The sequence below is a fragment of the Aurantivibrio infirmus genome, from assembly GCF_054767315.1.
The window spans coordinates 186,253-211,448 of record NZ_BAAFSK010000007.1 but is presented as its reverse complement, the minus strand read 5'-3'; the positions used below and the strand labels follow the sequence as shown (position 1 = coordinate 211,448).

24 protein-coding genes and 5 tRNA genes are annotated in these 25,196 nt (G+C 43.9%); 5 read left to right on the top strand and 24 right to left on the bottom strand.

Features of this window, described 5'->3' with window-relative positions:
* Window positions 1–131 precede the first annotated feature (131 nt).
* The 16 genes from rplL to alr all read right to left on the bottom strand — a co-directional run bounded on the left by rplL (window position 132) and on the right by alr (window position 10,324).
* A complete protein-coding gene (gene rplL / locus ACYUCY_RS16205) occupies window positions 132–509 on the bottom strand; it encodes a 50S ribosomal protein L7/L12 (RefSeq protein ID WP_460227565.1) in 378 nt (125 codons plus the stop codon).
* Between the two features lie 77 nt (window positions 510–586).
* Window positions 587–1,120, bottom strand: a complete 534-nt coding sequence (rplJ, locus tag ACYUCY_RS16200) for a 50S ribosomal protein L10 (RefSeq protein ID WP_460227564.1) — start codon at window positions 1,118–1,120, stop codon at window positions 587–589.
* Between the two features lie 417 nt (window positions 1,121–1,537).
* Window positions 1,538–2,233 (bottom strand): 50S ribosomal protein L1, encoded by a 696-nt coding sequence (gene rplA / locus ACYUCY_RS16195; RefSeq protein WP_460227563.1) that lies wholly within the window; start codon window positions 2,231–2,233, stop codon window positions 1,538–1,540.
* Window position 2,234: 1 nt separating this feature from the next.
* Window positions 2,235–2,666: a 50S ribosomal protein L11 gene (gene rplK / locus ACYUCY_RS16190; RefSeq protein WP_460227562.1), complete on the bottom strand. Its 432-nt coding sequence runs from the start codon at window positions 2,664–2,666 to the stop codon at window positions 2,235–2,237.
* A 195-nt stretch (window positions 2,667–2,861) separates the two neighbouring features.
* Window positions 2,862–3,395: a transcription termination/antitermination protein NusG gene (gene nusG / locus ACYUCY_RS16185; RefSeq protein WP_460227561.1), complete on the bottom strand. Its 534-nt coding sequence runs from the start codon at window positions 3,393–3,395 to the stop codon at window positions 2,862–2,864.
* A 9-nt stretch (window positions 3,396–3,404) separates the two neighbouring features.
* Window positions 3,405–3,773, bottom strand: coding sequence for a preprotein translocase subunit SecE (gene secE / locus ACYUCY_RS16180; protein WP_460227560.1), 369 nt, complete (start codon window positions 3,771–3,773; stop codon window positions 3,405–3,407).
* 68 nt (window positions 3,774–3,841) lie between these two features.
* A tRNA-Trp gene (locus tag ACYUCY_RS16175) sits at window positions 3,842–3,917 on the bottom strand.
* Between the two features lie 197 nt (window positions 3,918–4,114).
* On the bottom strand, window positions 4,115–5,308 hold the full coding sequence (gene tuf, locus ACYUCY_RS16170; protein WP_460227559.1) for an elongation factor Tu: 1,194 nt from the start codon (window positions 5,306–5,308) through the stop codon (window positions 4,115–4,117).
* Between the two features lie 118 nt (window positions 5,309–5,426).
* A tRNA-Thr gene (locus ACYUCY_RS16165) sits at window positions 5,427–5,502 on the bottom strand.
* 80 nt (window positions 5,503–5,582) lie between these two features.
* Window positions 5,583–5,656 (bottom strand) — tRNA-Gly (locus tag ACYUCY_RS16160).
* 323 nt (window positions 5,657–5,979) lie between these two features.
* Window positions 5,980–6,063 (bottom strand) — tRNA-Tyr (locus ACYUCY_RS16155).
* A gap of 130 nt (window positions 6,064–6,193) precedes the next feature.
* Window positions 6,194–6,269 (bottom strand) — tRNA-Thr (locus tag ACYUCY_RS16150).
* 179 nt (window positions 6,270–6,448) lie between these two features.
* The gene (locus ACYUCY_RS16145; protein ID WP_460227558.1) at window positions 6,449–7,150 is read right to left on the bottom strand and encodes an SPOR domain-containing protein; all 702 of its coding nucleotides are present in this window, start codon (window positions 7,148–7,150) and stop codon (window positions 6,449–6,451) included.
* A gap of 65 nt (window positions 7,151–7,215) precedes the next feature.
* Window positions 7,216–7,983 (bottom strand): type III pantothenate kinase, encoded by a 768-nt coding sequence (locus ACYUCY_RS16140; RefSeq protein WP_460227557.1) that lies wholly within the window; start codon window positions 7,981–7,983, stop codon window positions 7,216–7,218.
* A complete protein-coding gene (birA, locus tag ACYUCY_RS16135) occupies window positions 7,980–8,960 on the bottom strand; it encodes a bifunctional biotin--[acetyl-CoA-carboxylase] ligase/biotin operon repressor BirA (protein ID WP_460227556.1) in 981 nt (326 codons plus the stop codon). Before birA ends, ACYUCY_RS16140 begins: the two co-directional genes overlap by 4 nt.
* Before the next feature lie 74 nt (window positions 8,961–9,034).
* Window positions 9,035–10,324, bottom strand: coding sequence for an alanine racemase (gene alr, locus ACYUCY_RS16130; RefSeq protein ID WP_460227555.1), 1,290 nt, complete (start codon window positions 10,322–10,324; stop codon window positions 9,035–9,037).
* Window positions 10,325–10,790: 466 nt separating this feature from the next.
* Between alr and ACYUCY_RS16125 the strand changes: the two genes are divergently transcribed.
* The 4 genes from ACYUCY_RS16125 (at window position 10,791) to ACYUCY_RS16110 (ending at window position 14,576) form a co-directional block, all read left to right on the top strand.
* Entirely contained in the window at window positions 10,791–11,738 is a 948-nt protein-coding gene (locus tag ACYUCY_RS16125) for a dialkylrecorsinol condensing enzyme (RefSeq protein ID WP_460227554.1), read from the top strand.
* 101 nt (window positions 11,739–11,839) lie between these two features.
* A complete protein-coding gene (locus tag ACYUCY_RS16120) occupies window positions 11,840–12,991 on the top strand; it encodes a beta-ketoacyl-ACP synthase III (RefSeq protein WP_460227553.1) in 1,152 nt (383 codons plus the stop codon).
* 117 nt (window positions 12,992–13,108) lie between these two features.
* Window positions 13,109–13,522: a hypothetical protein gene (locus ACYUCY_RS16115; RefSeq protein ID WP_460227552.1), complete on the top strand. Its 414-nt coding sequence runs from the start codon at window positions 13,109–13,111 to the stop codon at window positions 13,520–13,522.
* Window positions 13,515–14,576: a BtrH N-terminal domain-containing protein gene (locus ACYUCY_RS16110; protein WP_460227551.1), complete on the top strand. Its 1,062-nt coding sequence runs from the start codon at window positions 13,515–13,517 to the stop codon at window positions 14,574–14,576. Before ACYUCY_RS16115 ends, ACYUCY_RS16110 begins: the two co-directional genes overlap by 8 nt.
* Before the next feature lie 25 nt (window positions 14,577–14,601).
* On the opposite strand, the gene ACYUCY_RS16105 is transcribed toward ACYUCY_RS16110, so the two are convergent.
* The 6 genes from ACYUCY_RS16105 to ACYUCY_RS16080 all read right to left on the bottom strand — a co-directional run bounded on the left by ACYUCY_RS16105 (window position 14,602) and on the right by ACYUCY_RS16080 (window position 21,383).
* Window positions 14,602–15,510: a beta-ketoacyl synthase chain length factor gene (locus ACYUCY_RS16105; RefSeq protein WP_460227550.1), complete on the bottom strand. Its 909-nt coding sequence runs from the start codon at window positions 15,508–15,510 to the stop codon at window positions 14,602–14,604.
* 34 nt (window positions 15,511–15,544) lie between these two features.
* Window positions 15,545–16,729, bottom strand: coding sequence for a beta-ketoacyl synthase N-terminal-like domain-containing protein (locus ACYUCY_RS16100; RefSeq protein WP_460227549.1), 1,185 nt, complete (start codon window positions 16,727–16,729; stop codon window positions 15,545–15,547).
* A gap of 2 nt (window positions 16,730–16,731) precedes the next feature.
* Window positions 16,732–17,052, bottom strand: coding sequence for an acyl carrier protein (locus ACYUCY_RS16095; protein WP_460227548.1), 321 nt, complete (start codon window positions 17,050–17,052; stop codon window positions 16,732–16,734).
* A gap of 121 nt (window positions 17,053–17,173) precedes the next feature.
* Entirely contained in the window at window positions 17,174–18,358 is a 1,185-nt protein-coding gene (locus tag ACYUCY_RS16090; RefSeq protein WP_460227547.1) for an ABC transporter permease, read from the bottom strand.
* A 39-nt stretch (window positions 18,359–18,397) separates the two neighbouring features.
* Window positions 18,398–19,387 carry an ABC transporter ATP-binding protein gene (locus tag ACYUCY_RS16085; RefSeq protein WP_460227546.1) on the bottom strand — a complete coding sequence of 330 codons (990 nt, stop codon included), beginning with the start codon at window positions 19,385–19,387 and terminating at the stop codon, window positions 18,398–18,400.
* A 124-nt stretch (window positions 19,388–19,511) separates the two neighbouring features.
* A complete protein-coding gene (locus ACYUCY_RS16080) occupies window positions 19,512–21,383 on the bottom strand; it encodes a DUF885 domain-containing protein (protein WP_460227545.1) in 1,872 nt (623 codons plus the stop codon).
* A 288-nt stretch (window positions 21,384–21,671) separates the two neighbouring features.
* On the opposite strand from ACYUCY_RS16080, the gene ACYUCY_RS16075 reads away from it, so the two are divergent.
* Window positions 21,672–22,202 carry a hypothetical protein gene (locus ACYUCY_RS16075; RefSeq protein ID WP_460227544.1) on the top strand — a complete coding sequence of 177 codons (531 nt, stop codon included), beginning with the start codon at window positions 21,672–21,674 and terminating at the stop codon, window positions 22,200–22,202.
* A 27-nt stretch (window positions 22,203–22,229) separates the two neighbouring features.
* Here the strand turns inward: ACYUCY_RS16075 and ACYUCY_RS16070 are convergent, their stop codons facing one another.
* Together ACYUCY_RS16070 and ACYUCY_RS16065 are read right to left on the bottom strand one after the other, a co-directional pair.
* Window positions 22,230–23,186, bottom strand: a complete 957-nt coding sequence (locus tag ACYUCY_RS16070) for a formylglycine-generating enzyme family protein (RefSeq protein WP_460227543.1) — start codon at window positions 23,184–23,186, stop codon at window positions 22,230–22,232.
* 11 nt (window positions 23,187–23,197) lie between these two features.
* On the bottom strand, window positions 23,198–24,871 hold the full coding sequence (locus tag ACYUCY_RS16065) for a hypothetical protein (RefSeq protein ID WP_460227542.1): 1,674 nt from the start codon (window positions 24,869–24,871) through the stop codon (window positions 23,198–23,200).
* Window positions 24,872–25,196 lie beyond the last annotated feature (325 nt).

Genomic DNA, 25,196 nt, shown 5'->3' with positions numbered 1-25,196 from the left:
TGTTGTAGTGCAGTCATTGAACCCGCAACAACACCATACTTTTTCTTAGAAACAGAAAAAGGTCGACAGACAATTGCCCATCGACCTCGATATCTCAGCTAAAGGCGCAAGCGCCCTTCACGCGCAAGACCTTACTTCAACTCTACTGTAGCGCCAGCTTCTTCCAATTGTTTTTTGGCGTCTTCAGCTTCGTCTTTCGATGCACCTTCTTTAATTGGTGAAGGCGCGCCATCAACCAAGTCTTTCGCTTCTTTCAAGCCAAGACCAGTGATGCCACGAACAGCTTTAATGACATTTACTTTCTTGTCACCAACAGCAGTTAGCACAACATCGAACTCAGTTTGTTCTTCAGCGGCAGCGGCATCACCAGCGGCTGCTGGACCTGCTACAGCTACAGCAGCTGCTGCAGATACGCCAAACTTTTCTTCCATTGCTTCAACTAGTGCAACAACGTCCATCACTGACATTTCAGCGATGGCATTTAGGATGTCTTCTTTAGATAGAGCCATGACTCAGATCTCCAGATAATTAATTTAATTTACTTTAAAAAGAACAGTGTACTTTCCTAGATACCAATCTAAAAAATCTACGCTGCTTCTTCGCGTTTTTTGTCGCCGACTGCAGCAACCACTCGAGTAACTTTTGAAGGAACTTCGTTGAAAGTACGAACCAACTTAGTAACAGGTGCGATCATCACGCAAGCCAAACTCGCTAACGCTTGATCACGCGTTGGCAACTTAGCAAGGGCATCGATCTGTCCTGCATCTAATAACTTTCCTCCAACAGAAAGCGCTTTAACTTCAAATTTTTCGTTTTCTTTCGCGAAATCTTTGAATAATCTCGCCGCCGCACCTGGATCTTCCATTGAAAATCCAAAAATTGACGGTCCAACCAAGGCTTCCTTCACGCATTCAAACTCTGTACCCTCAACCGCACGTTTCGCAAGTGTGTTGCGAATTACGCGAAGAGCGACATTATTTTCACGCGCCAATTTTCTCAAAGCAGTCATCCCCGTAACACTAACACCGCGCGAATCTGCGATGACAAGTGAAAGGGCGCTACTGGCAGTCTCGTTAACTTGAGCAACAATTGCTTTTTTGTCTTCGAGTCTTAATGCCACGAGATTTCTCCTGGATTAAAAGAATACTTAAACCACTATTAACTAATTAAAAATTTGGTAACAAGTCAGCAGCATTCTTTAGTTTGAATTTTGTTATTCAGTGATGATTCACTTCAAACAAAACGTTTCCGGTGATCTAATTCAACAATGATGCTTAATAAATTTCGAAGTTGAAATCTACTATTAACAATATGCTGTATCGGGTTTCACCATCTGCGTAGGATGTTTCTATGCTGCTACGGTATTTCGTGGCGGCTTAGAATCGATTAAGGTACTCAATAACTAGCTAAAAACTTTTAGCTACCTAAAGAACTCCCTCCTACGGTCTTTGATAGCCCGCAAAGTTGCCTTTGCGAACCCCAAAGTTCTTTGTGCGAGAACTTAATTAAAAGTCTCGCGAATTACTTTTTAATACTATTAAATTTCGAGAGATGATTGATCGATCGTTACACCAGGACCCATCGTCGTACTTAACGCGATACGCTTTAAGTAAACGCCTTTAGCAGTCGCAGGTTTTGCTTTCTTCAAGTCACCTAATAGCGCTTCCAAATTTTGCTTGATGGCAGCCACTTCGAAAGAAATTTTTCCGATACCACCGTGAACAATGCCGCCTTTATCTGTGCGGTAACGCACCTGACCGGCTTTAGCGTTCGTCACTGCAGTTGCCACATCTGGCGTTACCGTACCCGTTTTAGGGTTAGGCATGAGACCGCGGGGACCAAGTACTTGTCCGAGTTGACCAACGACACGCATTGCTGCCGGCTCTGCGATTACGACGTCAAAGTCCATCGCGCCACCTTTAATGCTTTCCGCCAAGTCGTCCATACCTACCAACTCGGCACCAGCTTCTTTTGCTGCATCAGCATTTGCACCTTGCGCAAAAACAGCGACGCGAACATCTTTACCTGCACCACAGGGCAGTGTTGTTGCTCCACGAACACCTTGATCGGATTTTCGTGGATCGACACCTAAATTAATTGCAACTTCAACAGTTTCAGAAAACTTAGCCGTGGATAATTCTTTCAGTAAGGCTACCGCGTCGTCAAAAGCATATAATTTTGTACTATCAACTTTTTCCGCAAAGGCTTTTTTACGTTTGCTTAATTTAGCCATCTTACAAGCCCTCCACTTCGATGCCGGCACTTCTCGCACTACCTGCGATAGTACGTACAGCAGCATCCATATCAGCAGCTGTTAAGTCAGCTTGCTTAGTGGTAGCGATTTCTTCGAGCTGTGCGCGTGTCACTTTGCCTACTTTTTTAGTGTTCGGTGTTCCGCTTCCGCTTTTAATGCCTGCAGCTTTCTTTAGCAAGAAAGAAGCGGGAGGGGTTTTCATGGTGAATGTAAAACTACGGTCACTGTAAACGCTGATAACCACAGGAACTGGAGCACCGTCTTCCATGCTCTGGGTCTGTGCGTTAAACGCTTTACAGAATTCCATAATGTTCACACCGTGTTGACCCAATGCCGGACCAACGGGGGGACTTGGATTTGCTTTACCCGCTGCAACTTGCAGCTTGATATAAGCTTCAACTTTTTTGGCCATTAGATAGCTCCTGTAATGGGTGATAACGCCTCAAAGTGAACGTTGAACTCACTTGTCTCAGGCTCCCCTGTTGTGACATCAGCAAGACTTATAAAATCTCGCCTCTGTTGTTATCCCGCCAACCAATGAATCGTGGCGAGGTGATATAAATTTGTATCCGGTAATCTCTAATCAACGATTTTTAAAAGTCGGCGATTAAGATTTTTCTACCTGACCGAAATCAAGCTCTACCGGCGTGGAACGACCAAAAATAAGCACCGCAACACGCAACTTGTTCTTATCGTAGTTCACTTCTTCAACTACGCCATTAAAATCATTAAAGGGTCCATCGGTAACTCTAACCATTTCGCCTGGCTCGAAAATCGTTTTCGGCTTTGGCTTTTCAACAGAATCATCTACGCGCTGTAATATGGCTTGCGCCTCTTTTTCGGTAATTGGTGCTGGCTGATCCGCTGTACCACCAATAAAACCCATGACTCTAGGCGTATCTTTTACAAGATGCCAAGTATCTTCACCGAGCTCCATTTGTACGAGCACGTACCCTGGAAAAAACTTGCGCTCACTTTTGCGTTTTTGGCCACCGCGCATCTCAACAACTTCTTCAGTTGGCACCATAATATCGCCGAAGCTTTCTTGCATATTATGCATTTCAATGCGCTCTTTAAGAGCTGCAGCGACTTTCTTTTCGTAACCCGAATAAGCGTGTACAACGTACCAACGTTTAGCCATGGTTGAGCTTTACCCTAAAATTAGCGAGGCTATCCACCCCAAAAATGAATCTAAACCCCAAAGGATTACCGCCATAATCAAAACCACAATGGCGACGATGAGCGTAGTTTGATTTGTCTCTTGCGTGGTAGGCCATACAACTTTGCGAATTTCCACAAGAGACTCCTGAAGAAGATTCCAAAAAGCTGCACCTTTTGCTGTTTTAACAGCGACAAAACCTGCAACCAGCACTATGACCAATAATGCGGGAACTCTATAAGCTAAAGAAAAATCTGCGTAGACAGAATTGCCAACAATACCGCCCGCAACAAGCAATACCACAACTATCCATTTAACAAGATCGAACTGGGACTCTGCTGTTTCTATTTTTGCATTCATCGATTGAAGCCAACAATTAAAACTGATTTTAAAATGCAGAGAAGATAACTCTCTACCAACACTAAAAATGGCAGGCCAGGAGGGACTCGAACCCACAACAGCCGGTTTTGGAGACCGGTGCTCTACCAATTGAACTACTGGCCTACAAGCTTGCTTTTGGTCACCACCCACTTCGGCAGTTATTAACCTAAAAACCATTTACCCTGAAAACTGCTTACTCAAGAAGACTAACAATCCGAATAAGCTTTGCCACTTAAGCGCTGAACGCACAAACGCTCCCGATTAGGAGCGTTTATTTTTTACCCAAATTCTTGCCTTTTTAAACTCTTAAAAGGTAGAACTTACTCAATAATTTTAGATACCACGCCCGCACCAACAGTGCGTCCGCCTTCACGAATCGCGAAGCGTAAACCTTCTTCCATCGCGATCGGAGCGATCAAGGTGACTGTCATTGGAACGTTATCACCTGGCATTACCATTTCGGTACCTTCAGGTAATTCACATGCGCCGGTTACATCTGTGGTTCGGAAGTAAAACTGTGGACGATAGCCTTTAAAGAATGGCGTATGACGACCACCTTCGTCTTTTGATAAAACGTAGATTTCCGCTTCAAACTTGGTATGTGGGCTGATTGAGCCAGGTGCACACAATACTTGGCCACGCTCAACATCTTCTCGCTTAGTACCACGTAAAAGAACACCAACGTTCTCACCCGCACGACCTTCGTCGAGTAACTTGCGGAACATTTCAACACCGGTACAGGTGGTTTTGGTGCTGTCTTTAATACCGACGATTTCAATTTCATCACCGACATTCACAATACCGCGCTCGATACGACCGGTTACCACTGTTCCTCGCCCTGAGATTGAGAACACATCTTCAATCGGCATCAAGAACTGCTTGTCTGTTGCACGCACTGGCTCAGGAATGTATTCGTCTAGCTTCTCAACCAAGGTCTTAACCGCGGTCGTACCCATGCCGTTGTCGTCTTTGCCTTCGAGAGCCATTAATGCAGAACCGGTAACGATGGGTGTGTCGTCACCTGGGAATTCGTATTTGTCGAGTAACTCTCGTACTTCCATCTCAACTAATTCTAATAATTCTGCGTCATCAACCATGTCTGCTTTGTTCAGGAACACAACGATGTAAGGAACACCAACCTGACGTGACAACAGGATGTGCTCACGGGTTTGAGGCATTGGACCATCAGCCGCTGAACACACGAGGATTGCGCCATCCATCTGGGCCGCACCGGTAATCATGTTTTTCACATAATCAGCATGGCCTGGGCAGTCGACGTGCGCGTAGTGGCGAGTCGGTGAATCGTATTCAACGTGAGAGGTCGCAATGGTGATACCACGCTCTTTCTCTTCCGGTGCGTTATCGATACCGTCAAAGGCTACGGCTGAGCCGCCCCAGACTTCCGCACACACTCGCGTTAAGGCTGCTGTTAACGTTGTCTTACCATGGTCAACGTGTCCTATCGTGCCCACATTTACATGCGGCTTGTTACGTTCAAATTTCTCTTTTGCCATTGTGGATGTCTCCTCAACTAGGACTAGTTCAACCGAACCAGAATGTTATTAATTAAATAAAAAGTTAAAACTACAAATACAACACAACCGCGAGGGTCTCCCCTTGCGGTTTAAAAACTGGAGCTCATAACCGGATTTGAACCGGTGACCTCTTCCTTACCAAGGAAGTGCTCTACCGACTGAGCTATATGAGCAGATCAGACGACAAACGATCTTGAAGAGTGAGTTAGATGAATCCACCTAGACCTTAATCTTCGCCCTCTGCCCACTGTACTGGAGCGGGCAGCGGGAATCGAACCCGCATCATCAGCTTGGAAGGCTGAGGTTCTACCATTGAACCATGCCCGCGGAATCATTTTGCGCCATCTACTCAGCGCCATACCGCTTCTAAACTAAACCTGGTCTTTTGACCCTGAAAAATAGCTACGCTACCAAACAGATAAAAAAAACAGCAAATATTTCATCTAGGCGATCTTATCTTGGCCGCAAGTTTCTAGATGGTGCAGGGGTGGATTTATTCGCAGCAAAGCTGCTCACCCTCCGGGTCGTCGCGCTGTTGCGCTCCGATCTCCCCGCTGTGCGGGTAGTCGAACCTGGTTCTCATCCACCGGATAGAGATAGTCGCTCTTCTCTAACACTGCAGGCCGACTTACCTTTACCCTTTATGTTCTTGGTGCAGGGGGGTGGATTCGAACCACCGAAGCTTGCGCGTCAGATTTACAGTCTGATCCCTTTGGCCACTCGGGAACCCCTGCGAAAATAGCCGGACATTGTCCGCTTCGCCCCTTATGTTGTCAACCACCATCCCACAGGAAATAGTCTTTAAAATTCAACAGTTACGGCACAAAGATCACTTACAGAACACTCACAACGAATTAATTAAATTGGAGCTGGTGAGAGGAGTCGAACCCCCGACCGGCTGATTACAAGTCAGCTGCTCTACCAACTGAGCTACACCAGCTTTAATTCGTTCTATTTGAAGCGACTTACCACCTGATGGCATGGCTGCAACCAGTGATTTGAGCAAGAACCATTGTTTTAAAACAAACTTATTTGGCTGCTCACCGCATTCAATGTCAATTCCAATGGCGATAAAGACTTAGCGCACATTGCAACGGAGGGCGGATTCTAGAGAAAGTTTTACTGCGAAGCAACAGGCGGACAAAAATTTTGCCTTCGTTCAAGCCCCTCATCTGAAGAGAGCATCTGCGACCATGCTTCGGCGCCGATAATTTTGGCTTGTCCGGGCGGCAATACAACCCAATTTTCTTTATAGGAGCGGGTTATTTCTTGCAACTCAGCAGCGTATCCATTGGCCTTCATATCCTTTAGTCGTTGCTCCGCCAGCTTCTGCTGACTAAACATGCCAAAAGATATTCCATTCTCGAGCTCCCCCTTGAGAATGACATAACTATCAATTCCTTTGGCTTGTAATTCTCGCCACATATCATTGGCGGCTTTTCGCGCAGCCAACGGAGGCAAATACACCCAATAACCATTTTCCCCTGGGATTTCCAACTCTTGGATTGTAGGCTCTAACTCCAAAGCATCCAGCCTTTCGACGAAATAATCAGCACGCAGCATTTTTGGAAAAGGGCCAATGAAGGTGCACAATGCCTGCTCTTCTTCAGATACCTGTGGAGAAGCCTCCGCTGTAAGCGGAATTGGGCTTTGCCTGTCCGTACGATCCAGCTCTCTAAGCAATTTTATTGTTGGCGCATTACCGAGATCAGTAGCACGGTTCACCGGAGAAGATTCAGAGACACCCTTATTTGGCATAACTAGCTGCAAAGCCAAAACAAGGACATTTATCCCGACAAGACTCATTACAATCCAACGCATTCACATTTCCCAGCTATTATAAAATTTTGTCGAAACCCAGAGTTCCCACCCTGAGTAAATAGATTTTACGGCAAAGCTACTCTGAGACCATCTAAAACTAAAAAGGGATTATATTCACATTGCGCCTGAAATAACGGCGACAGTGCCTCACCATCGCCGCCAGTAAGCAGTAAAACCTTTTCTCCTCCGGCATCTTCGAGCTGCTTTAAAGCTTGCTCGACCACTCCCTTGATCATCAGAGGAAGGCCAACGTTCACCGCATCAATTGTATCGCGGCCAGGTTCGAGCTTTGACGGGATAGCAATGGCTTCTAACTTAACAGCATTCGTCCCGGAAAATAGTGCTTTTCTCATTAGCTCTATACCAGGCAAAATATAGCCCCCTAAGTGATGCCCGTTAGCGGCGAGAAGATCAACGGTAACTGCACTACCACAACTAACCACTACACAGCCTTTTTTGTGGCTTTGATAGGCAGCCAACAACGCCAACCACCGATCCACACCAAGACGTGTCTTGTCGCGATAGCCCTGTCTAACGCCCCCCCACTCTTCTCGAACCATCGCAATTTCGGGTGTGATTTGCCAACGACTCTCGCACAAGTTTAGTAGGGAATTGAGTCGATCGTCGCCGACAACACTGCCAATGCGAATACGATCAACATTTTCAAGCTCTTGAAAATCAGAATCGAAGTCGTAAGAATTTGCACCAAAACGAAGTGTCTCAAACTGTTGCACCGAATCCGTAGAATCTTTTTCATCAACAGCTATGCGAGACAAACGCCATTTTGCTCTCGAATTGCCTAAATCGAAATCGAGAATCAAGCGATCCCTCAACTGGGCCTCCTTAAACTCGCCTCACCGCCAAAGATCAATTGCTCACCCGATCGATTTTGTAAGCGCAGCGCACCAGAGTCAGTAACACCGCAAACTTTACCCACGGTGATTTGCTCGCCGGAGCGAATTTCGACTTCATTCTCCCGAAAATAATCGAGAGATTCCCAGGCTTCCCTTAGCGGCGCGAAACCCTTTTCATCGTAATCATCCAGCAATGGCAGTAAATTATTCAGCAAGCTAGATACCAGTTTATTTCTCGATACCCCGTCATTTATCGAAGACAGGCCCACCCATGCCTGATCAACTTCACTTGCCTCCTGCGACAACATGCCGACATTCAAACCAATACCGACGATAACTTTACAACGGCCTGCAGCATCGCCAGTCATTTCTAACAATACGCCTGCAAGTTTTTTCCCCTTCCAAAGCAAATCGTTTGGCCACTTAAGCTGCACTCCTTCAATACCGTTTTCTGAGAGCGCCTGAACAATCGCGACGCCAACAGCGAGACTCAGGCCTTCTAGTACCGCAGCACCGCCATCGTATTCCCAGACTATCGACAAGTAGATATTGCGCGCAAAAGGACTAATCCAACGTCGTCCATGGCGCCCTCGTCCTTCGGACTGATGCTCAGCTAAGCAAATATAGCCGTGAGAATCTCCTGAATTTGCGCGACTAATTGCGTGTGAATTAGTAGAGCCGATACTGCGATGTAAATCCAACTCCAGAACTAAGCTCGCGACTTCGTCCGACAGGTTACTTCGAATTTCATCGGCATCAAGTAGCTCTATGCCACACTCCAACTGGTAGCCTTTTCCTTTGACGATATTTAGAGACAAACCAATGTTCTCTAATTTTTTTAGCTGCTTCCATACTGCCGTGCGACTCACCCCCAAAATCTCCCCCAACTCTTCTCCGGAATGCACTTTGCCATCTGCCAATAAACGAATAATTGTCAAAACTGAATCTGCAACCATGCTAACTCCACCCAATATTTTTCTGCTCTGCTTATCACAGTAATTTTAATTGTTAAAATTGGCCTTTAAAGATCTCAATCACACCGAGAGAGATAACGCCGACTAAAGCGCCCGCCCAAACTGGTTAGAATTTCGTAAGGTATGGTCTGAGCATTTGCTGCTACTTCATCGATGGTAATCGCCGAATTCAACACGTCGATAAACAACGGTTCATTTGTTTCAGCAAGTCTATTCACAACCGAGCTGATATCAAAAACCGTCAAATCCATCGAGACGCGCCCCACCATAGGTACGCGCCGACCAAACATTTCTCCCTCACTAATATTCGACTGCGCTCTCAACAAGCCATCCGCATAGCCGCCATGGACAACCGCCAGAGTCGCGCCAGACTTGACTTTCGCTGTTGCTCCGTAGCCAACAAAACCATCTTCCTCAAGACATTTAATTTGGGCTACCGGCAATCGCAAGTGCACGACGGGTTTAAATTTGTTCGCTAATTTTATTTGTGGATTGCCGCCATAAATCGCTATGCCTGGTCTTACAAAATCAAAATGGTAGTCACTCCCCAATAAGATTCCTGCGGAATTTGCCAAGCATGCGGATAATTTTGGAGACCATTGTTTCGCAGATACCAAGAATTCTTTAAAACAAAGTAATTGTTGTGAATTCAAGGGATGCTCGACATCATCAGCACAGGCAAGATGACTGAACAACATTTGTGGATTTAGTGTTGCAGCAGAAACCTCGGAAAAAAGCCATTGTGTTTCAATCTTCGACAAGCCGAGTCGATTCATGCCGGTTTCAACTTGCACAACGCTAGGTAAATTCACATTGTCAGTGCGATTGGCAGTCACCCAAGCGAGCACGGAATCTTTAGTTGAAAGCACTGGAATATATTTTCTTTGCCGGCACTCACTGATTTCCAAATCGCCTAGACCGCCGAGAATATATAATGAAATCTCCTCAAAGAATGAAGCACTAAGACGAATTGCCTCATCTACATTAGCCACAAAGAAATGACGGCAACCTTCCTGATACAAGCGTTTAACGACTTGAAAATCACCTAGGCCATAAGCATTTGCTTTAACAACCGCACTGCAAACGGAGGGCGAAGCCAAATCTGCAAGCGTCCGCCAATTTGCAGCGAGCGCGTCTAAATCAATCTGAAGCTCTGCTTTGCTATTGAGGGTTAAAGTCACATCAACTCGCTTACAAATAAGTGAATAATTTATTATTGCGCCTGTAAAAGATTTATTTTTAACAGCAGCCTTCATCGTAATATTTAACGCATCGACTGTCCGGACAACTTCCAAACCTAATGCCAACAAGGGCGGATTATGCCCGATAAAACCACCAACTAACACCAATCAATTGCGAGCAGTTGAATCCTAGAAAACTCAGCGACCAAACTACTTTAAGACTAAATAAAATAATAAAACTGTTTATGCTCGGGCTCGTGATAAATCGCCTAAAAACCTCGCGGCCCAATTAGCCTGATATGATGGCTTAATCCACCAACATAATAAGTTTGGCAATACCAAATAAACCTTGCGACCAATTTGAGATCAGCGGTACCAGTCACAAGTAGGCCCAACAAGAGCTGGTGCCAACCTTACCACCTCGGACGACAGCATCGGCGTGCTCGCTATCTAGGCCGCGGAGCCACGAAACGAAGAGGAAGAAACCTCAAAAACACGACTGACCACCTCCAATGGCATTTAGTCTAGTCAAGCTGGAACCCCTCATGCTGGCTGTGGCATAATCGGCGGCCAACTTTGGGCGCTTGGCATCAATCACACTCGCAATGGATCTCGGGATTAGGCAAACACTTTGACGACCAATAAGAAACGCATACTCGTTATCGGCTACACGCAGTCTGGGCAGCTCGACCGGGTTATCAAATCGGTGAGCCAACCCCTTCTTGATAGCGATGCAATAGAATTGAGCTATTTAACATTGGAGCCGGCTAAGCCGTTTCCTTTTCCTTGGCCTTTTTTGTATTTCTTTAACACCTTCCCCGATTGCGTTTATGAAGAACCTATAGAATTAAAACCCCTTAATCTAGAAAGCTACGATTACGACCTCATCATTCTTGCTTACCAAGTCTGGTTCCTATCACCCTCTCTGCCAATCAGCACTTTCTTGAACTCGCCCGAAGCAGAAAAGATTTTCTCAGGTAAGCCCGTCATTACCTTAATTGGCTGCCGCAACATGTGGCTCATGGCACAGGAAAAAGTGAAAGAAAAATTAGCCAAGCTAAATGCAAGGCTAATAGACAATGTCGTACTGACAGATGAAGCTCACAATGCAGCCACCTTTATCGCCACACCTCTTTGGGTACTAACAGGCAACAAAGGGCCTTGGTTGGGCGGTTTGATTCCGAGGGCGGGAATTTCGGATAATGATATTTTGGCAGCCAAACGATTTGGCGACGCCATTGCCGCGAAACTCCCAAATACAGATTCTCCTTCTGAACCCATGCTAACGGGACTTGGCGCCGTCACTATTAATGAGCGAATGATCGCTTCAGAACGAGTCGCCCATCGAAGTTTCCGAATCTGGGGGAAATTACTCAGAGCAACAGGGGATAAAGAATCATTTTTAAGAAAGTGTGTACTCGTGATTTATATCATTTTCTTAGTGACATTGATTTTGACGGTTATGCCCGTGCTCGCCATACTAAAAAGAATTTTTACTCCGCTAACAAGAAAACACACAGCCAGCCAGAAAGCCTATTACGCCGGACCTTCCGGGGAGGCAAATTGTAATAATAGCTGACTCAATCCGTCCAATTGGCATTAGCCTTTGCGACAATTACTCGGCGTAAATAAAATAGTTTTAGTATCGATCAAAAATAAATTAAAGCGAAACAATAGATAATGGCAGATTCAAGCGTTTATATAACAAATATTAGTTCGTTCTTACCCAACGATCCTGTTGGCAACGACGAGATGGAAAGAATACTTGGGCAAGTGGGTAACCGACCTTCACGAGCACGCCGCTTAGTCTTACGCAGTAATGGTATTAAACAGCGCCATTATGCAATTGATCCGAAAACGCTAAAGCACAATTATACCAACGCGCAAATTACTGCCGAAGCAGTCAAGAAGATTGCTGATGACAATTTTTCATTAAACGAATTAGGCTGCCTAAGTTGCGGAACATCGATTGCAGATCAGCTAATGCCGAATCATGCAGCGATGGTACAAGGCGAATTAAACCTACCCACTTGTGAAGTCGTCGCCACAAGCGGCGTGTGTTTAGCCGGGATGTCTTCGTTGAAATATGCCTATATGTCCGTACTTAGCGGTGAACATAACAACGCGATTGCTACTGGATCCGAATTATCATCCGCGATGATGAAAGCCGATATGTTTAGTGCTGAATCTGAAGCACAAATTGAAACACTAGAAAAACAACCCGAAATCGCTTTTGAAAAAGATTTTTTACGTTGGATGTTATCCGATGGTGCCGGCGCCGTTTTATTGGAAAATAAACCAGCAAAAGATCGTTTATCGCTTCGGATTGACTGGTTACATTTGTACTCCTACGCAGGCGAAATGGAAACCTGCATGTATGCCGGTGCTGTAAAAAATGACGACGGCACGACAACCGGGTGGCAAATGTTCAGCAGCCAGGAAAGAGAAAATCAATCTGTGTTAGCGGTGAAGCAAGATGTCAAATTACTCAACCCAAACATCATGCATTATACCGTCGAGAAACCCGCTACCGACTTAGTTGAACGTTACCAACTAGTACCTGATCATTTTGATTATTTTATTCCTCACTACTCTTCAAAATATTTTGAATCAGAAGTGCAAGAATGTTTACAGCGCGCGGGCCTCGACATTCCGAAAGAACGTTGGTTTACAAATTTAAGTCAAAAAGGAAATACCGGTTCGGCATCAATTTATATTATGCTAGATGAACTCTACCATTCAAGGAAATTAAAAAGCGGCGAAACATTACTCTGCTATGTACCTGAAAGCGGTCGCTTTTCATCTGCCATGATGAAATTAACGGTGGTCTAAAAAAAGCAGTTTTTTAAATCTACACTGCTGAATATAAAACTGCTAAATATAAAAAAGAAAATAACTCGGAAATCCTTACTCAACAAAACTGCAAACTTCACTTGAAAGCAAAATACCATGAAAGAAGATGAAGTACCGCAAGACAATATTTCCACCTACGCCGGCCATCAAAAATTATTGTACGCTGTCGATAAAAACGGCTCCTACACTGGCGTGCAATCTACTGGCTGGCAAGTTGAAGGCGAAGCCACGCTCGATGCTATCGAACAAATTAATAAAGACCGCTTAGACGCTTGGCAGCGAGTCCAAGATGGCCAAAGCTCTTGCCTTGAATTCCACATGTATAATTGTCGAATGGACGTCGCTTTACTTGCGCAAACCAGTGGTTTTTTTCAGTGGCGTATTCGTCGACATTTCAAACCAAAAGTATTTCATGCACTTTCCGATAGCATTCTAAATCGTTATTGCGAAGCGCTTAATTTATCGAGAAAGCAATTACTCAGCACTCCGGACACACCTGACTTTGATTAACTCCGCAAATACTGCAACGAACCCAAGCGCTTCTTCTGCACCCGAATCCAATCCGCCCAACGCCCAGAGTTTTGCTCACATGCAATCTGCGCATTGTGAAAGCGGAGTGATGTCTTCGATGTTGACTCACTACGGTCTGCCGATGACTGAGCCGATGGCTTTTGGTCTTGCTAACGCATTAACTTTTGCCTATTTACCGATTATTAAATTATCGGGAATGCCTTTAATCGCCTACCGGATGCCACCAAAGTCAATCATCAAAGGCCTACAAAAACGCACGGGCTTAAAGATGAACTTTCAAACCTTCCGAAATCCGAAGGAAGGCATGGATAAATTGGATTCTATGCTAGATGCTGGAAAGCTTGTTGGTTTGCAAACATCAGTTTATTGGTTACCCTACTTTCCGCCGGAAATGCGCTTTCATTTTAATGCTCATAATATGTTGGTATTCGGTAAGCAAGGTGATGAATATGAAATCAGCGATCCGGTTTTTGAAACCACTGTACGCTGCGCCAAACAAGATTTAGAAAAAGCGCGCTTTGCAAAAGGCGCGATGGCCGCAAAAGGTCTCATGTACTACCCCGACCACGTCCCCGATGCTATCGATTATCAAACCGCAATTCCAAAAGCCATAAAATCAAATTATAAAATCATGGCCAAGGCGCCCATTCCCGTAATTGGCATTCGCGGCATTCGCAGACTTGGTAAAAATTTAATAAAACTCGAAGCGAATCCAAAAAAGCGAGAAAAATATTTGCCCCTGTATCTAGGTCATATCGTGCGAATGCAAGAGGAAATCGGCACCGGCGGTGCAGGTTTTCGCTTTATTTACGCGGCGTTTCTAAATCAAGCAGCGCAACATGTGCAGAAAGATTTATTACAGGAAGCATCAATTAAAATGACAGAGGCTGGCGATGAATGGAGACGTTTCGCATTATTCGCCAGCAAGATGTGCCGCGGCAGGATCCCAATGAACAGTAAAGAACTGAATGAGATTATTAATACTTGCGCAGATATGGAATTAGACGTCTGGAACCTACTGAAACGGATATAAAAAAGCGACGAATAATTCAGCGAACTTATTTTACTTCAATTTCAATTAGACTAAACCGCCCGGCAGGATCGCTATTTATATGAAAAAGCGTTCCGCATTCCTTCAACTCCAAGAACTGCATAATACCTGAAGCCGTTTGGCTATCGTAGTGAGGCAAAGTTTCGCGATAGTTTAGTACCTTGGCATCGTTCACTGTTTCAACGATAGTTTTTTTGTCCATCTCAAGGACATGCTGTCCGAACTCTACAAAAACAGACGTTTTTGAGCTAATTTCTGCTTCGAGAAAGATGAGTAAAGACCCCAGATCTGAAAAATTCTTCAGCCTTGTAATATCACCAAGGGAGCCTCCCAAAGGCTCTTTTTCTGCGGCCTTAGTTAACAATAACCAGTGACTCGCTTCACCGACCACCGTTTTAGAATCAATCTCGAGACGACGCCTGTGATCTGACAATGGTAAGGAGCAGCAATCTACGCTACCAACCAGTGCTGCCTGAATCTCTCCCGACTCCAAATCCAATTGCGCGGTTTTTAAGGCGGCTGCGATAGGATCAAATCGGTTTGTAATGAAATGACTTCGATCGTGCAAATCAAAGATTTTCGCCACATAAAAACTCGCGGCATTACTCACGGAATTAACAAAAGTTAAAGGGCTGGGTGGCTCTCTTCTTTTTACCAACTCATCTAACAAATCTACAGTGACGCCGGTATCACCTCGACAAGAACAAAAATAAACACCGGTATTTTTCGGTAATTTAATTTCACCCTTACAGCGACTGGAACCCAGTAATGCAAGTTGCGTCATTCTAGTTATTCGACGCATAACGATACCGCATTCTTCCTTCAGAACGCTTTTCAGGTCAGGAAGTTTTTGATCCTCTTCGACATCTACCGCTTGGCAATAATTGCCAAGCGCGATAATACTAAGTTTTGACATAGTTGCTTTCGTTTATTACAGATATCTTTAGAGGTTATTTGTTGCTAATTATCAGTGAAGTATTGTTTCCGCCAAAGCCAAAATAGTTAAGCACAAAATTACCTTCGTTAATTTCTTGCGGACTTTGAGAAAGAGAAAAATCAACACTACTAGACGTATCACCAGCCACTTGAGGCGTTCCGGGTATAAAACCTGCCATGACAGCACGGAAAAACAATATTAACTCAGATAAACCACAAGCGCCGAGTGTGTGACCAATATAGGGTTTTAATGCAGTACAAAGGGGTAGAGAATCAAACACCGTCAACATCCCTCGCGCTTCTGCCGCATCACCCGACAAGGTGGCGGTTCCATGACATTTTATCGCATCAATTTCTTCGACTGACAAATTCGCATTTGATAAAGCACGCTGAATCACTTCTGCGACAGCGTTACCGTCATCATTGGTAACCGACATACTGAAGGTGTCGCACAAGTTGGCTGCGCCAATCAAGTAAAACGGTTTTTTCTTCAATACAGTACTCGCAGTGTTATCTACTTGCGGTTGTGATGCTGGCTTACCAAGAACAAGAGCGGCGCAGCTTTCACCTAAGACCAATCCGTCACGCCTTTCATCGAAAGGTAGCATCTGCTTACTGCTTAATAACTGTAAGCCCTGAAAGCCGTATGTAGTCGATCTATTCGAAAACTCAACAGCAACAACAAGCGCATGGGTAATATCGCCCCGCTCAACCATTTTGTTTGCATACCACACAGCGTTGGCACTCGATGTACAGGCCGTGTTAAAGGTAAAATCAGGGCCGCGTATACCGAGTTCATCACGAATTCGCTCGGCTAGGTTTCCCATACCACACTCAGCCAAAGGAATACTGTCTTCGCTTTCTGCTAAATCTTTTTCGTAGCGCTCTTCTTCCAGCGCAACTTCAAAAGACGAAGAACCGACAAATAGACCTAACTCTTTTTGTTCTCGCTCATTTAATCCTGATTCATCCAGCGCTTGAGCGATTACAGAGGATAAAATTTCAAAAAATTTCTTTTGTTTATTTTCCGGCTCGCATTCTGCCATTAAAAAATAAGGGACAGGCTGTTTAATCACGCCTAAATCACATTTCACTAGGCTTGCGGTAGGCATAGGGGAACGCAGTTTTTCAACGCATTGTTCAACGTTGACTCCCAAACAGGTATGCAACCCAGAGCCTAAAAAAACTGGACGCGTCATGATTAAGGTTTCATATCGGAATTATCAGACAGGGTTTGGGAATCACCCAAATGTGTTTGATCTGCGGATGTCGCTGCGAGGATTGTTTCCGCTAGGCTGGTAACATTTCTCAACGCTTTGCGCGCTGCGGGTCCATTTTCAATACGAACCCCATATTGCTTTTGCACACACATAGAAATTTGCAGTGCATCTAATGAATCGAGATCTAAATCTCCACCACCAATGAGTTGCTCATCATCTGAAATATCGTTTACTTCGATGTCTTTATCGCATTCTTCAATAATCATTTTTTTTAAAGCGATTTTTAATTCTTCAATATCCATTTACCAATCCAGATTTCTCTCTAGTAATTTATTCTCAACGACATTTTAAAAAATAACATCCTACATTCTAAGTGGGAAAATCCAACAATTAGAGTAATGTCGGCGTTTTATTTAGATTTTATTATTTCTCCCGAGCCATTAGGATCGACGCTATAACCAATAAAACCGCACCGAATAAACTCAAGCCCAAGACCTTTGGCCAGACGAAATTCAAATCGCCGTTACGTAGAAAAACATCGAGAAAACCTTCCAAGCCCCAAGACATAGGAGAAAATGCTCCGATCTTCTGCATTACGGCTGGCATCATAAAACTGGGCACCATAATACCACCGATAGCGGCCAAGATAATATTTCCTGCGCCACCCAAAGTAGTCGCCTGCTCTGTCGTTCTCGCGGCAACCGCTATCAAAGCCCCGTAGCCCAAGGCCGCAATACTAACGGCAAAAGAAATAGCCACCAATGCAGAATAGGAGCGACCAAGAGCAAAGCTCTCCCCTCCAAGTAAAGGTACTATGTAAATACCCACCAAAATCATACAAACCACTTGTAGCTGCATAATAAAAAAATAAGGAACTAACTTCCCTACCACTAAAAATACAGAACTCACATTTATTGTCCGCAAACGCTTTAGGGTTCCAAACTCTCTTTCTTTAATTAATGTGTTTGAAAGTGGGACAACAACGAAAAACATCGCAAACACAAGCCAGGCAGGAACACTTTGCTGGACTGCACTCGGGGCAACATTGGAACCGCCCTCGTAGGCATAAGCGACATCCATTTTTACGGCAGCAATAGACTCAACGGATTCTTCCGCAGCAAAATCGCTATCTTCCATGTCGTCTAACATTTGTTGAACTTTTAAACCACGTAATGTTTCCTGTAGACCACTGACGAAAATACCTTCCAGTTGTTTATTTGTCGCTGGTGCGACGAGCAAACGAACGCCGACTGTATTTACATCTTCGCCATCATCCTCTAGCGCATCGATTGAGATAAGAAAAACTCCCTCATCGCGCTTAATTTTTTCCTCTAAGTCATCAAAACTGAGGTTTTGATCTTGTACCAAAAAGTCAAAGGCTTCCATTCTCGAAAGGTTTTCGATTAATAATGCCGAATCACTATTATTCGCCAAATCTTCGACAAGCACTTTTAGTTTTGCACCACTGTGCGCATCATAATTTCCTTGCATCGCCAAGGACATGATAATAATAAACACGACCGGCATTGCAAACATCAAGGCCAGACCGTGAATGTCGCGAATTAACAATTGGAATTCTTTACGTAGAACAGCGAGAAAACTAGTCAATTGGCTTTCCTTCGAGCAACACTATTTTAACGTGCATTATTATTCTCTTAATTCAGGTTTCGTGATCGACAAATAAATATCTTCCAATGGACTAAGTCCATATTGAATTTGACGAATCGACAAATCTGTTTGCTTTAGTGTATCAAGAAGATTTTTTATACTCGTATCAGTCGAGTTCAAATCAATTCGCAGGGTCAAGCCTTCGAGTTTGTATTTTCCCAGACTGTTCAAACTGGCTAGAGATTGTTGATCTGGATATTGAGCGAGCTGAACACTAACCAAGGTCTCGTTAAAATCTCCTAGCATCCCGGCTAAAGAGTTTTGCGCGACAACACGCCCTTGATCAATGATTGCTATATCGTCGCAAATTGCCTGAATCTCCTCCATGTAATGGGAGGTATAAATAATTGTCATGCCATTACTTTTCAAATCTTTAATCGCATCCAAAATAAATTTTCGCGATTGAGCATCGATTCCCACCGTGGGCTCATCCAAATAAAGGATTTCTGGCTCCCCGAGTAAACCGATCGCAAGATTTAAGCGTCGTTTTAAGCCACCCGAATAAGTATCTGCGTTTTTATGTAATACATTTTCCAAACTACATATGGCCACGGCGTTTCCTATACGCTGTTTTTTAACATCGCCTTTTAAACCGATCAGGCCCGCGAAAAAATTTAAATTATCTTGTCCAGACAAAGAGGGATAAAACGCGAAATCCTGCGGAACAATGGCGGAGATTTTTTTAATTTGTTTACCGTGATTGAGGGCAGTGCCGGCGATAACTACATCTCCACCTTGTGGAGGCAATATACCGGTTAAAATAGATAATAGTGTTGTTTTGCCAGCCCCATTGGGGCCCAACAAACCAAAACAACGGCCCTTGCCTATTTCGAGATCAATACTTTCCAGCGCTTTAGTTGCGTTGTTTTTATATTGGTAACTCAAACCACGAATCGCAATCATAGAATCTAAAATTCCATGATCACTAGGACTCGACGAGGGGCTTAATTCGTTGGTGACGTCAGGCATTAATTTATTAACTTGAACTAATTATTATGTTATTTCAGAACTTTCACGACTCTTCGTGCACTGCTTTCTTCGTGCCCTTCTTAAAGTAGCGCGACGAAAAATGACACATTATACATGCAATCGCTCATTGATTAGGCTTTTTCTTAAGCTCGAGCCAGCGTAGTACGCGAGCCTCCAATACTGGCAAAGGCAAAGCGCCACCGCCGAGGACAATATCGTGAAACTCGCCGATATCGAAGTCACCTGCCAATTCCACCTTGGCTCGTTGTCTTAATTCCTGAATTTTCAACATCCCAATTTTGTATGCCGTCGCCTGTCCCGGCCAGCTTAGATACCGTTGTATCTCTGATCTAATTGCTGATTCTGGTTGCGGAGAATTCTCCATGAAGTATTGAACCGCTTGCTCTTCAGTCCATTGCTTAGAATGAAGACCCGTATCAACGACCAAGCGAATGGCTCGCCATATTTCAGTTGAAAGGCGTCCGAAATCTGAATACGGATCTTCAAAAAAACCCATCTCCTTACCCAAGGCTTCCGAATACAGAGCCCAGCCTTCAACGAAGGCCGTATAGCCATACTGCGTGCGAAAACGAGGGATAGTCGTTAACTCCTGAGCGATGGAAATTTGCATGTGATGACCAGGATTCCCTTCATGATAGGCAATAACTTCCAATTGATATTTTGGCATCGCTCTCATATCCGAAAGATGAGCGTAAAAAACGCCCGGACGCGAGCCGTCCGGCGCACCGGAATTATAATGTTGCGCGGCACCATCTTGCTCTCGAAACGATTCAACCCGCTTTACCACCAAATCTGCTTTCGGTAACAAGCCAAAGAAATCCGGTAAGCGCTCATCCATATCATCAAGATATCGTGTTGCCAAACTCAAGTAAGCTTCCCGTCCTTGGTCCGTATTCGGCAGATAAAATTGTTCGTCTGTACGGAGATGCACAAAAAATTCTTGCAACGTTCCTTCGAATCCAACTCGGCTTTTTATTTCCTCCATTTCCTCTCGAATTCGCTTTACTTCCCGCAGACCGGTTTGATGAATTTCTTCCGCAGTGATTTCAAGAGTGGTCATTAAATTAAGCTGAGAACTATAATAATTTTCACCATCTGGCAAGGCCCAAACACCCTGCGCGAGCTCTCCTGCATTCTTACTATCTTCGACCAGCCAATTTTTAACATTCAAATAAGCTGGCTGTATATTCGTTAACAATTCATTCTTTGCGGCATTCAGCAAAGCAACAGATTCCTTTTCTGTAATGATTTCTTGTTCAACTAAAGCATTAACCTTTGCATCAAAATCAGACCACAATGGCGACATTGCATCAGTATTATCCTGATCGTTTCGGCTCGATTTAAAAGGAAAGCCCAGTAAAACACGGTCAATTTCGGCAATTGCAAAGTCATAATCGAAACGCGGCTGCCGAATATTTTCCTTCGCTGCTACCTGACTACGTGCCAAATATTGCGTTATCACCTTAGCCAATTGATTTAAACGAGAAATATAATCTTCCGCGTCTTGAAGGTTTTCGATTTTGTGAAAATTGATAAGGAAATTAGGAAGGCTCGACTGCGGGCCACCGCGACCTAGCAAATAAGCATGCCGGCGATAGATATAGCTTTTTTCAGCACGGTCTAAGGAGTATTTCCAAATATCGTAAGAGGTTTTGGCGTCTTCCGACAATAGCTCATAATCAAATTCTTGCTGCATCTTTGCAACGCTATTTCGGCGCCATTGCAATGATTTCTCTAAGGCCAATTCCGACTGATCATCCAATAGATCGTAGTCTTTTTTATCGCCCAAACGGGTTCGCCACTGCGGACTCTGATCCAATTCTTGCTCAAATTGTTGATTGAGCCACTGCGTTAAACGCTGACTTTCACTCTGCGAATCAACACCAAAATCTTCTGCAACTCTGGATTCTCTCTCGCAAGCGAGCAAAGAAAAAATTAAAAGTGATGCGATGAAATATTTTAGTTTCACACTCATTTTTTGTATCCCTGTTAACTCGATTCTCGATTTTATTGTAAATAATCTACTAATTAACCCATGGTATAAAATGGATATAAAAATCCCAACAGTCAAAGATCAAGCTGGGAATTTCTCATACTAGCAGATCACCTGGGCATCAGTTACACTGTTGAACTCGATTTTACTGACAAATCAATTATGGTTATACCTACATTGCTGTTAGCCAATAGTTGATGATCAGCTAACTTAAAGATCGTCTAGCTCAGACGAAAAACTATATTATTTAATAAAAATATTGGAGATTCCATGCTAGCTAGTCACTCGCATCCTGTTAACAATAATTACATTTTATATTCCGGTGCCCTACTAATTATTCTAGGTTTTATGATTGCAACTCCTACGTGGAGCCATAATAACCCACAGGGTCCGTGTAATGAGATTAAGGATGATGCTGAACGTTTAGCGTGTTTTGACCTTGGTCATCACAAGCAAGAAGCGGAAACCAAAACTGAAGCCATTGTATACAGACCGACCTTAGAAGGGCCTCCAACGCATGAAACACTTGTTGCAGCTTTCGGGCTAAAAGAAAAAGACTTAGCTATTCGCATTCCGACGGAATATCAACTCAAAAGAATAGAAAGCGTCATTGTAAAAACAGAAATCGCCGATGATGGAACACACGTGATTGAGCTTGAAAACGGACAAGTTTGGAAGGAAAACCAACCTGGCCGTGGCCGAATTAAAGCCAACCAAGGCGTCAAAATAAGCAAAAATGTAATGTCTTACCGATTGAACCCCGATACGGGACGTAGTGTCACCGTCAATCGAATTAAATAAGTCGTTTACATCCGAAACTAATTACAACTATTTATTTTTAAAATCGTTTAGTACTATTCGAAAGCCAATGTTGGGGCGTCGTTCTCCCGGCGCCACTCCGCCTCTCACTGCCGCCCTGATATTGTTTTGTCTATCGCTATACGAACCGCCTCGCATAACCCACAAGGCCGGGTTATTTAAATCTGTCTTATCAATGTCTGCACTGAAGGGGTAATCTAAAAATGGACTGCGGGTAAACTCCCATACGTTGCCACTCATATCCGAAAGCCCAAATGAACATTCAGAACAGTGACGACTCCCAACGACTTCTTTTCCACTACCGTTAAAATTTGCCTTAAGCTGGTCAAGCTCGTTACCCCAAGGATAAATATTTCCGGTAAGACCTCTCGCAGCTTTTTCCCATTGCGCTTCATTGGGTAAACTAAAATGCCAATCAGCATTAAGCATCTCTCGAATGTCCGCTGGGTACTCAACGTTATTGGGTAAAGTTTTTTCTAACCAGCGACAGTATGCCAAGGCGTCCGCCCAAGAAACATTACTCACCGGATAATCCCCCGGCTGGTCTAAAACTCCTTCAACTACTGGGTATCCGGTAGCGGCTACAAACTGAGCGTACTGCGCGACGGTTACTTCATACTGACTGATGTAATATTCGTTGAGATAAACGTCAGCCTGATTCTTATCCCTAGACCAACGTTCATTCGAATAGGCCATAAAATCGATACGCGGATCGCTCCCCATCACAAATCGACCTGAAGGTATTTTTACAAAGCCGAGCATGTAGTCCTTAGGAAGGTACAGGGCTTCTTTTCTAAACTTTGTTAAATCGACATCTGCGTATAATTTTTTTACTTGCGAGCCTCTTGTCTCTTGCTCTGCTAACTTCTGTTTTTGATAGCTCATCCAAAATGCCACCATCGTGGTAATCAATATCACCACTAACATCCCGCCAATATTTTTCTTCAGCGATTCTACAGAACTCATATCTTTGCTCATCAGCGTGAACTCACTTCTTGACCGCAAGCAAAACTCCAACCATGTTCGCATGCCTTTTGATAAAGTTCGTGTATAGATAAATCAAAGCGATTCCTCCCTCCCTCTCTCAACATCAACCTTAAATCCAATTCTCCAGGTTGTCCTCGCAGCGGATTAGAACTGTCGAGTAAATTTAAACACGCTGCTTGAAATCGCATTCCACATGACTTCGAAAAATAATCGTTCGCCAAACTCAAATCTTTTTCTACAACCTCTCCAACAGCAAAGTGATGCCCCAATTCATTACAAGCCCATGGCGAATTGTCGCCACAATAAGTCCTTTCGATCTGAATCATTTTTTTACAGGCTTGGGTATTCCCAGAGTTACAAGCCTGCTGCCAAAACGGAACACTATCACCACGATGTTTGCCGTCCGCGCCACCCACAAAAAACATCCAAGCAAAAAATATTATCCAAATACTCATAAATACGACATTTGTAGGCGACGAAGGCCCACGCCACGACTCGATATTTTTAATCAAACCCATTTTCACTAATAAAGGATTAAGATCAAAATTAGCACCTACTCCACTACGACGAACCCAGCGATCAATTAAGATGACGCTTACATTTAACAAAGGAACACATAGCAACTTATCGTAAAAAGTAGGGGCACCAAACAAACTTAACATACTGTATAACGCAAAAACCCCCAGGCCATAAAGCCCGCCAAATAACATTTTTCCCAAGACTGTTCTAGGCGATGTTGAGGGGTCAGTTATAAGAAGATGCAAACCAAGAAACACGGCGGCAGGTATTTCTGAATCAACAAAGTACGGGATGCCATTGAACCAAGAGTACAGTGCGCTTAAAGAAAACAGCATAATTGCCGCAGTCATCGCGATGAGTGTGATTGAGAAAAAATACATCACAACAAGACCGGTTAAAAATAAAACCGTATAGATATAAGGAGCGAGTGTTAGAGTCGAGGCAATCTGTTGTCCCCAAGTTAGATCCGTTGTACCCGTAATGATTAAAATCAGTGAAAACAAACCCAGCGCAAATGCGGAAGGATTAAATATGTGAACCCAATGCTTATCCCTTTGCCAACGGAAATATTCTTTACCCAGAAAGCCAATGGCAATCATCAAAAACTGAAGATAAAACCAGTCGTCTCTAAACCATAAAAACAAATTAATACTAAAAATAATTGGGAAAGGACCAAAACCCAAAACATAGCTTTCTCTACGTAACCAACAAAGCAACATATCAAAGCCATACGCAAAAATAAGCTGAGCTAGAATCAATAACCCATGATCATAAATGGGTTCCCAGTAGTAGCCCCAGTAGATAAATATTGTTAACTGTACCGATGCCTGAACGTAATGTTGCGGACGCAAAACTCGTTGAAATGTATAGCGACTTCCCGCAGTCAAGTTCTTTGCGAATAACGCAAGACTAAACAACCCTAATAACGAAGCAGCCCCCCAAAATGACCATATCAGTATGGAGTTGCTCTGAACACGCTGACTAAAAGATAAAGAAACAAGAATCAGTGACAACACCAGAGGCAATAACAGTGCTTCAAGGGCTGAATAAGACCTAGTAGGATCGAGCGTTTGACCTGACCCGACACCAGAAATGCCGGCTTTCCCGTCTAGTCGATTAACTGGGGTTTTAGTTTTTTTAATCACGGGGCTTTAATCTATAGTTTGTTTTTTTATTTATAAATCTGAAAGGAAGGTAGCAGAACGGATAATGGAGCCACAACGATTACCCTTGGACACATTTTGCGACGATCCCAATCCGAGGGATCATATACGATTTTTACAGTGAATTGGAATGGGGTAAGGATTTAAAGGAAGAGGCTGCACGAAGGAACAGACGCAAATAGAAACCAGACAGTGCATTTCAGAGAAACAAGCAGTTTAGCTCTTAGATAACTATGCAATTCGGGCTAGAAACAGAACCAAAGCTACAAGTAAGTAAAACGATGATATATATCGAAATTTGATGTTT

What these genes read in the sequence shown, in the direction of transcription:
- secE (WP_460227560.1), bottom strand. Translation starts at nt 3,773, where the DNA reads ATGAATGCAAAAATAGAAACAGCAGAGTCCCAGTTCGATCTTGTTAAA.
- rplK (WP_460227562.1), bottom strand. Translation starts at nt 2,666, where the DNA reads ATGGCCAAAAAAGTTGAAGCTTATATCAAGCTGCAAGTTGCAGCGGGT.
- ACYUCY_RS16120 (WP_460227553.1), top strand. Translation starts at nt 11,840, where the DNA reads ATGGCAGATTCAAGCGTTTATATAACAAATATTAGTTCGTTCTTACCC.
- nusG (WP_460227561.1), bottom strand. Translation starts at nt 3,395, where the DNA reads ATGGCTAAACGTTGGTACGTTGTACACGCTTATTCGGGTTACGAAAAG.
- ACYUCY_RS16100 (WP_460227549.1), bottom strand. Translation starts at nt 16,729, where the DNA reads ATGACGCGTCCAGTTTTTTTAGGCTCTGGGTTGCATACCTGTTTGGGA.
- tuf (WP_460227559.1), bottom strand. Translation starts at nt 5,308, where the DNA reads ATGGCAAAAGAGAAATTTGAACGTAACAAGCCGCATGTAAATGTGGGC.
- ACYUCY_RS16070 (WP_460227543.1), bottom strand. Translation starts at nt 23,186, where the DNA reads ATGAGTTCTGTAGAATCGCTGAAGAAAAATATTGGCGGGATGTTAGTG.
- ACYUCY_RS16115 (WP_460227552.1), top strand. Translation starts at nt 13,109, where the DNA reads ATGAAAGAAGATGAAGTACCGCAAGACAATATTTCCACCTACGCCGGC.
- ACYUCY_RS16145 (WP_460227558.1), bottom strand. Translation starts at nt 7,150, where the DNA reads ATGCGTTGGATTGTAATGAGTCTTGTCGGGATAAATGTCCTTGTTTTG.
- ACYUCY_RS16075 (WP_460227544.1), top strand. Translation starts at nt 21,672, where the DNA reads ATGCTAGCTAGTCACTCGCATCCTGTTAACAATAATTACATTTTATAT.
- ACYUCY_RS16085 (WP_460227546.1), bottom strand. Translation starts at nt 19,387, where the DNA reads ATGCCTGACGTCACCAACGAATTAAGCCCCTCGTCGAGTCCTAGTGAT.
- ACYUCY_RS16080 (WP_460227545.1), bottom strand. Translation starts at nt 21,383, where the DNA reads ATGAGTGTGAAACTAAAATATTTCATCGCATCACTTTTAATTTTTTCT.
- rplA (WP_460227563.1), bottom strand. Translation starts at nt 2,233, where the DNA reads ATGGCTAAATTAAGCAAACGTAAAAAAGCCTTTGCGGAAAAAGTTGAT.
- rplL (WP_460227565.1), bottom strand. Translation starts at nt 509, where the DNA reads ATGGCTCTATCTAAAGAAGACATCCTAAATGCCATCGCTGAAATGTCA.
- ACYUCY_RS16095 (WP_460227548.1), bottom strand. Translation starts at nt 17,052, where the DNA reads ATGGATATTGAAGAATTAAAAATCGCTTTAAAAAAAATGATTATTGAA.
- ACYUCY_RS16105 (WP_460227550.1), bottom strand. Translation starts at nt 15,510, where the DNA reads ATGTCAAAACTTAGTATTATCGCGCTTGGCAATTATTGCCAAGCGGTA.
- birA (WP_460227556.1), bottom strand. Translation starts at nt 8,960, where the DNA reads ATGGTTGCAGATTCAGTTTTGACAATTATTCGTTTATTGGCAGATGGC.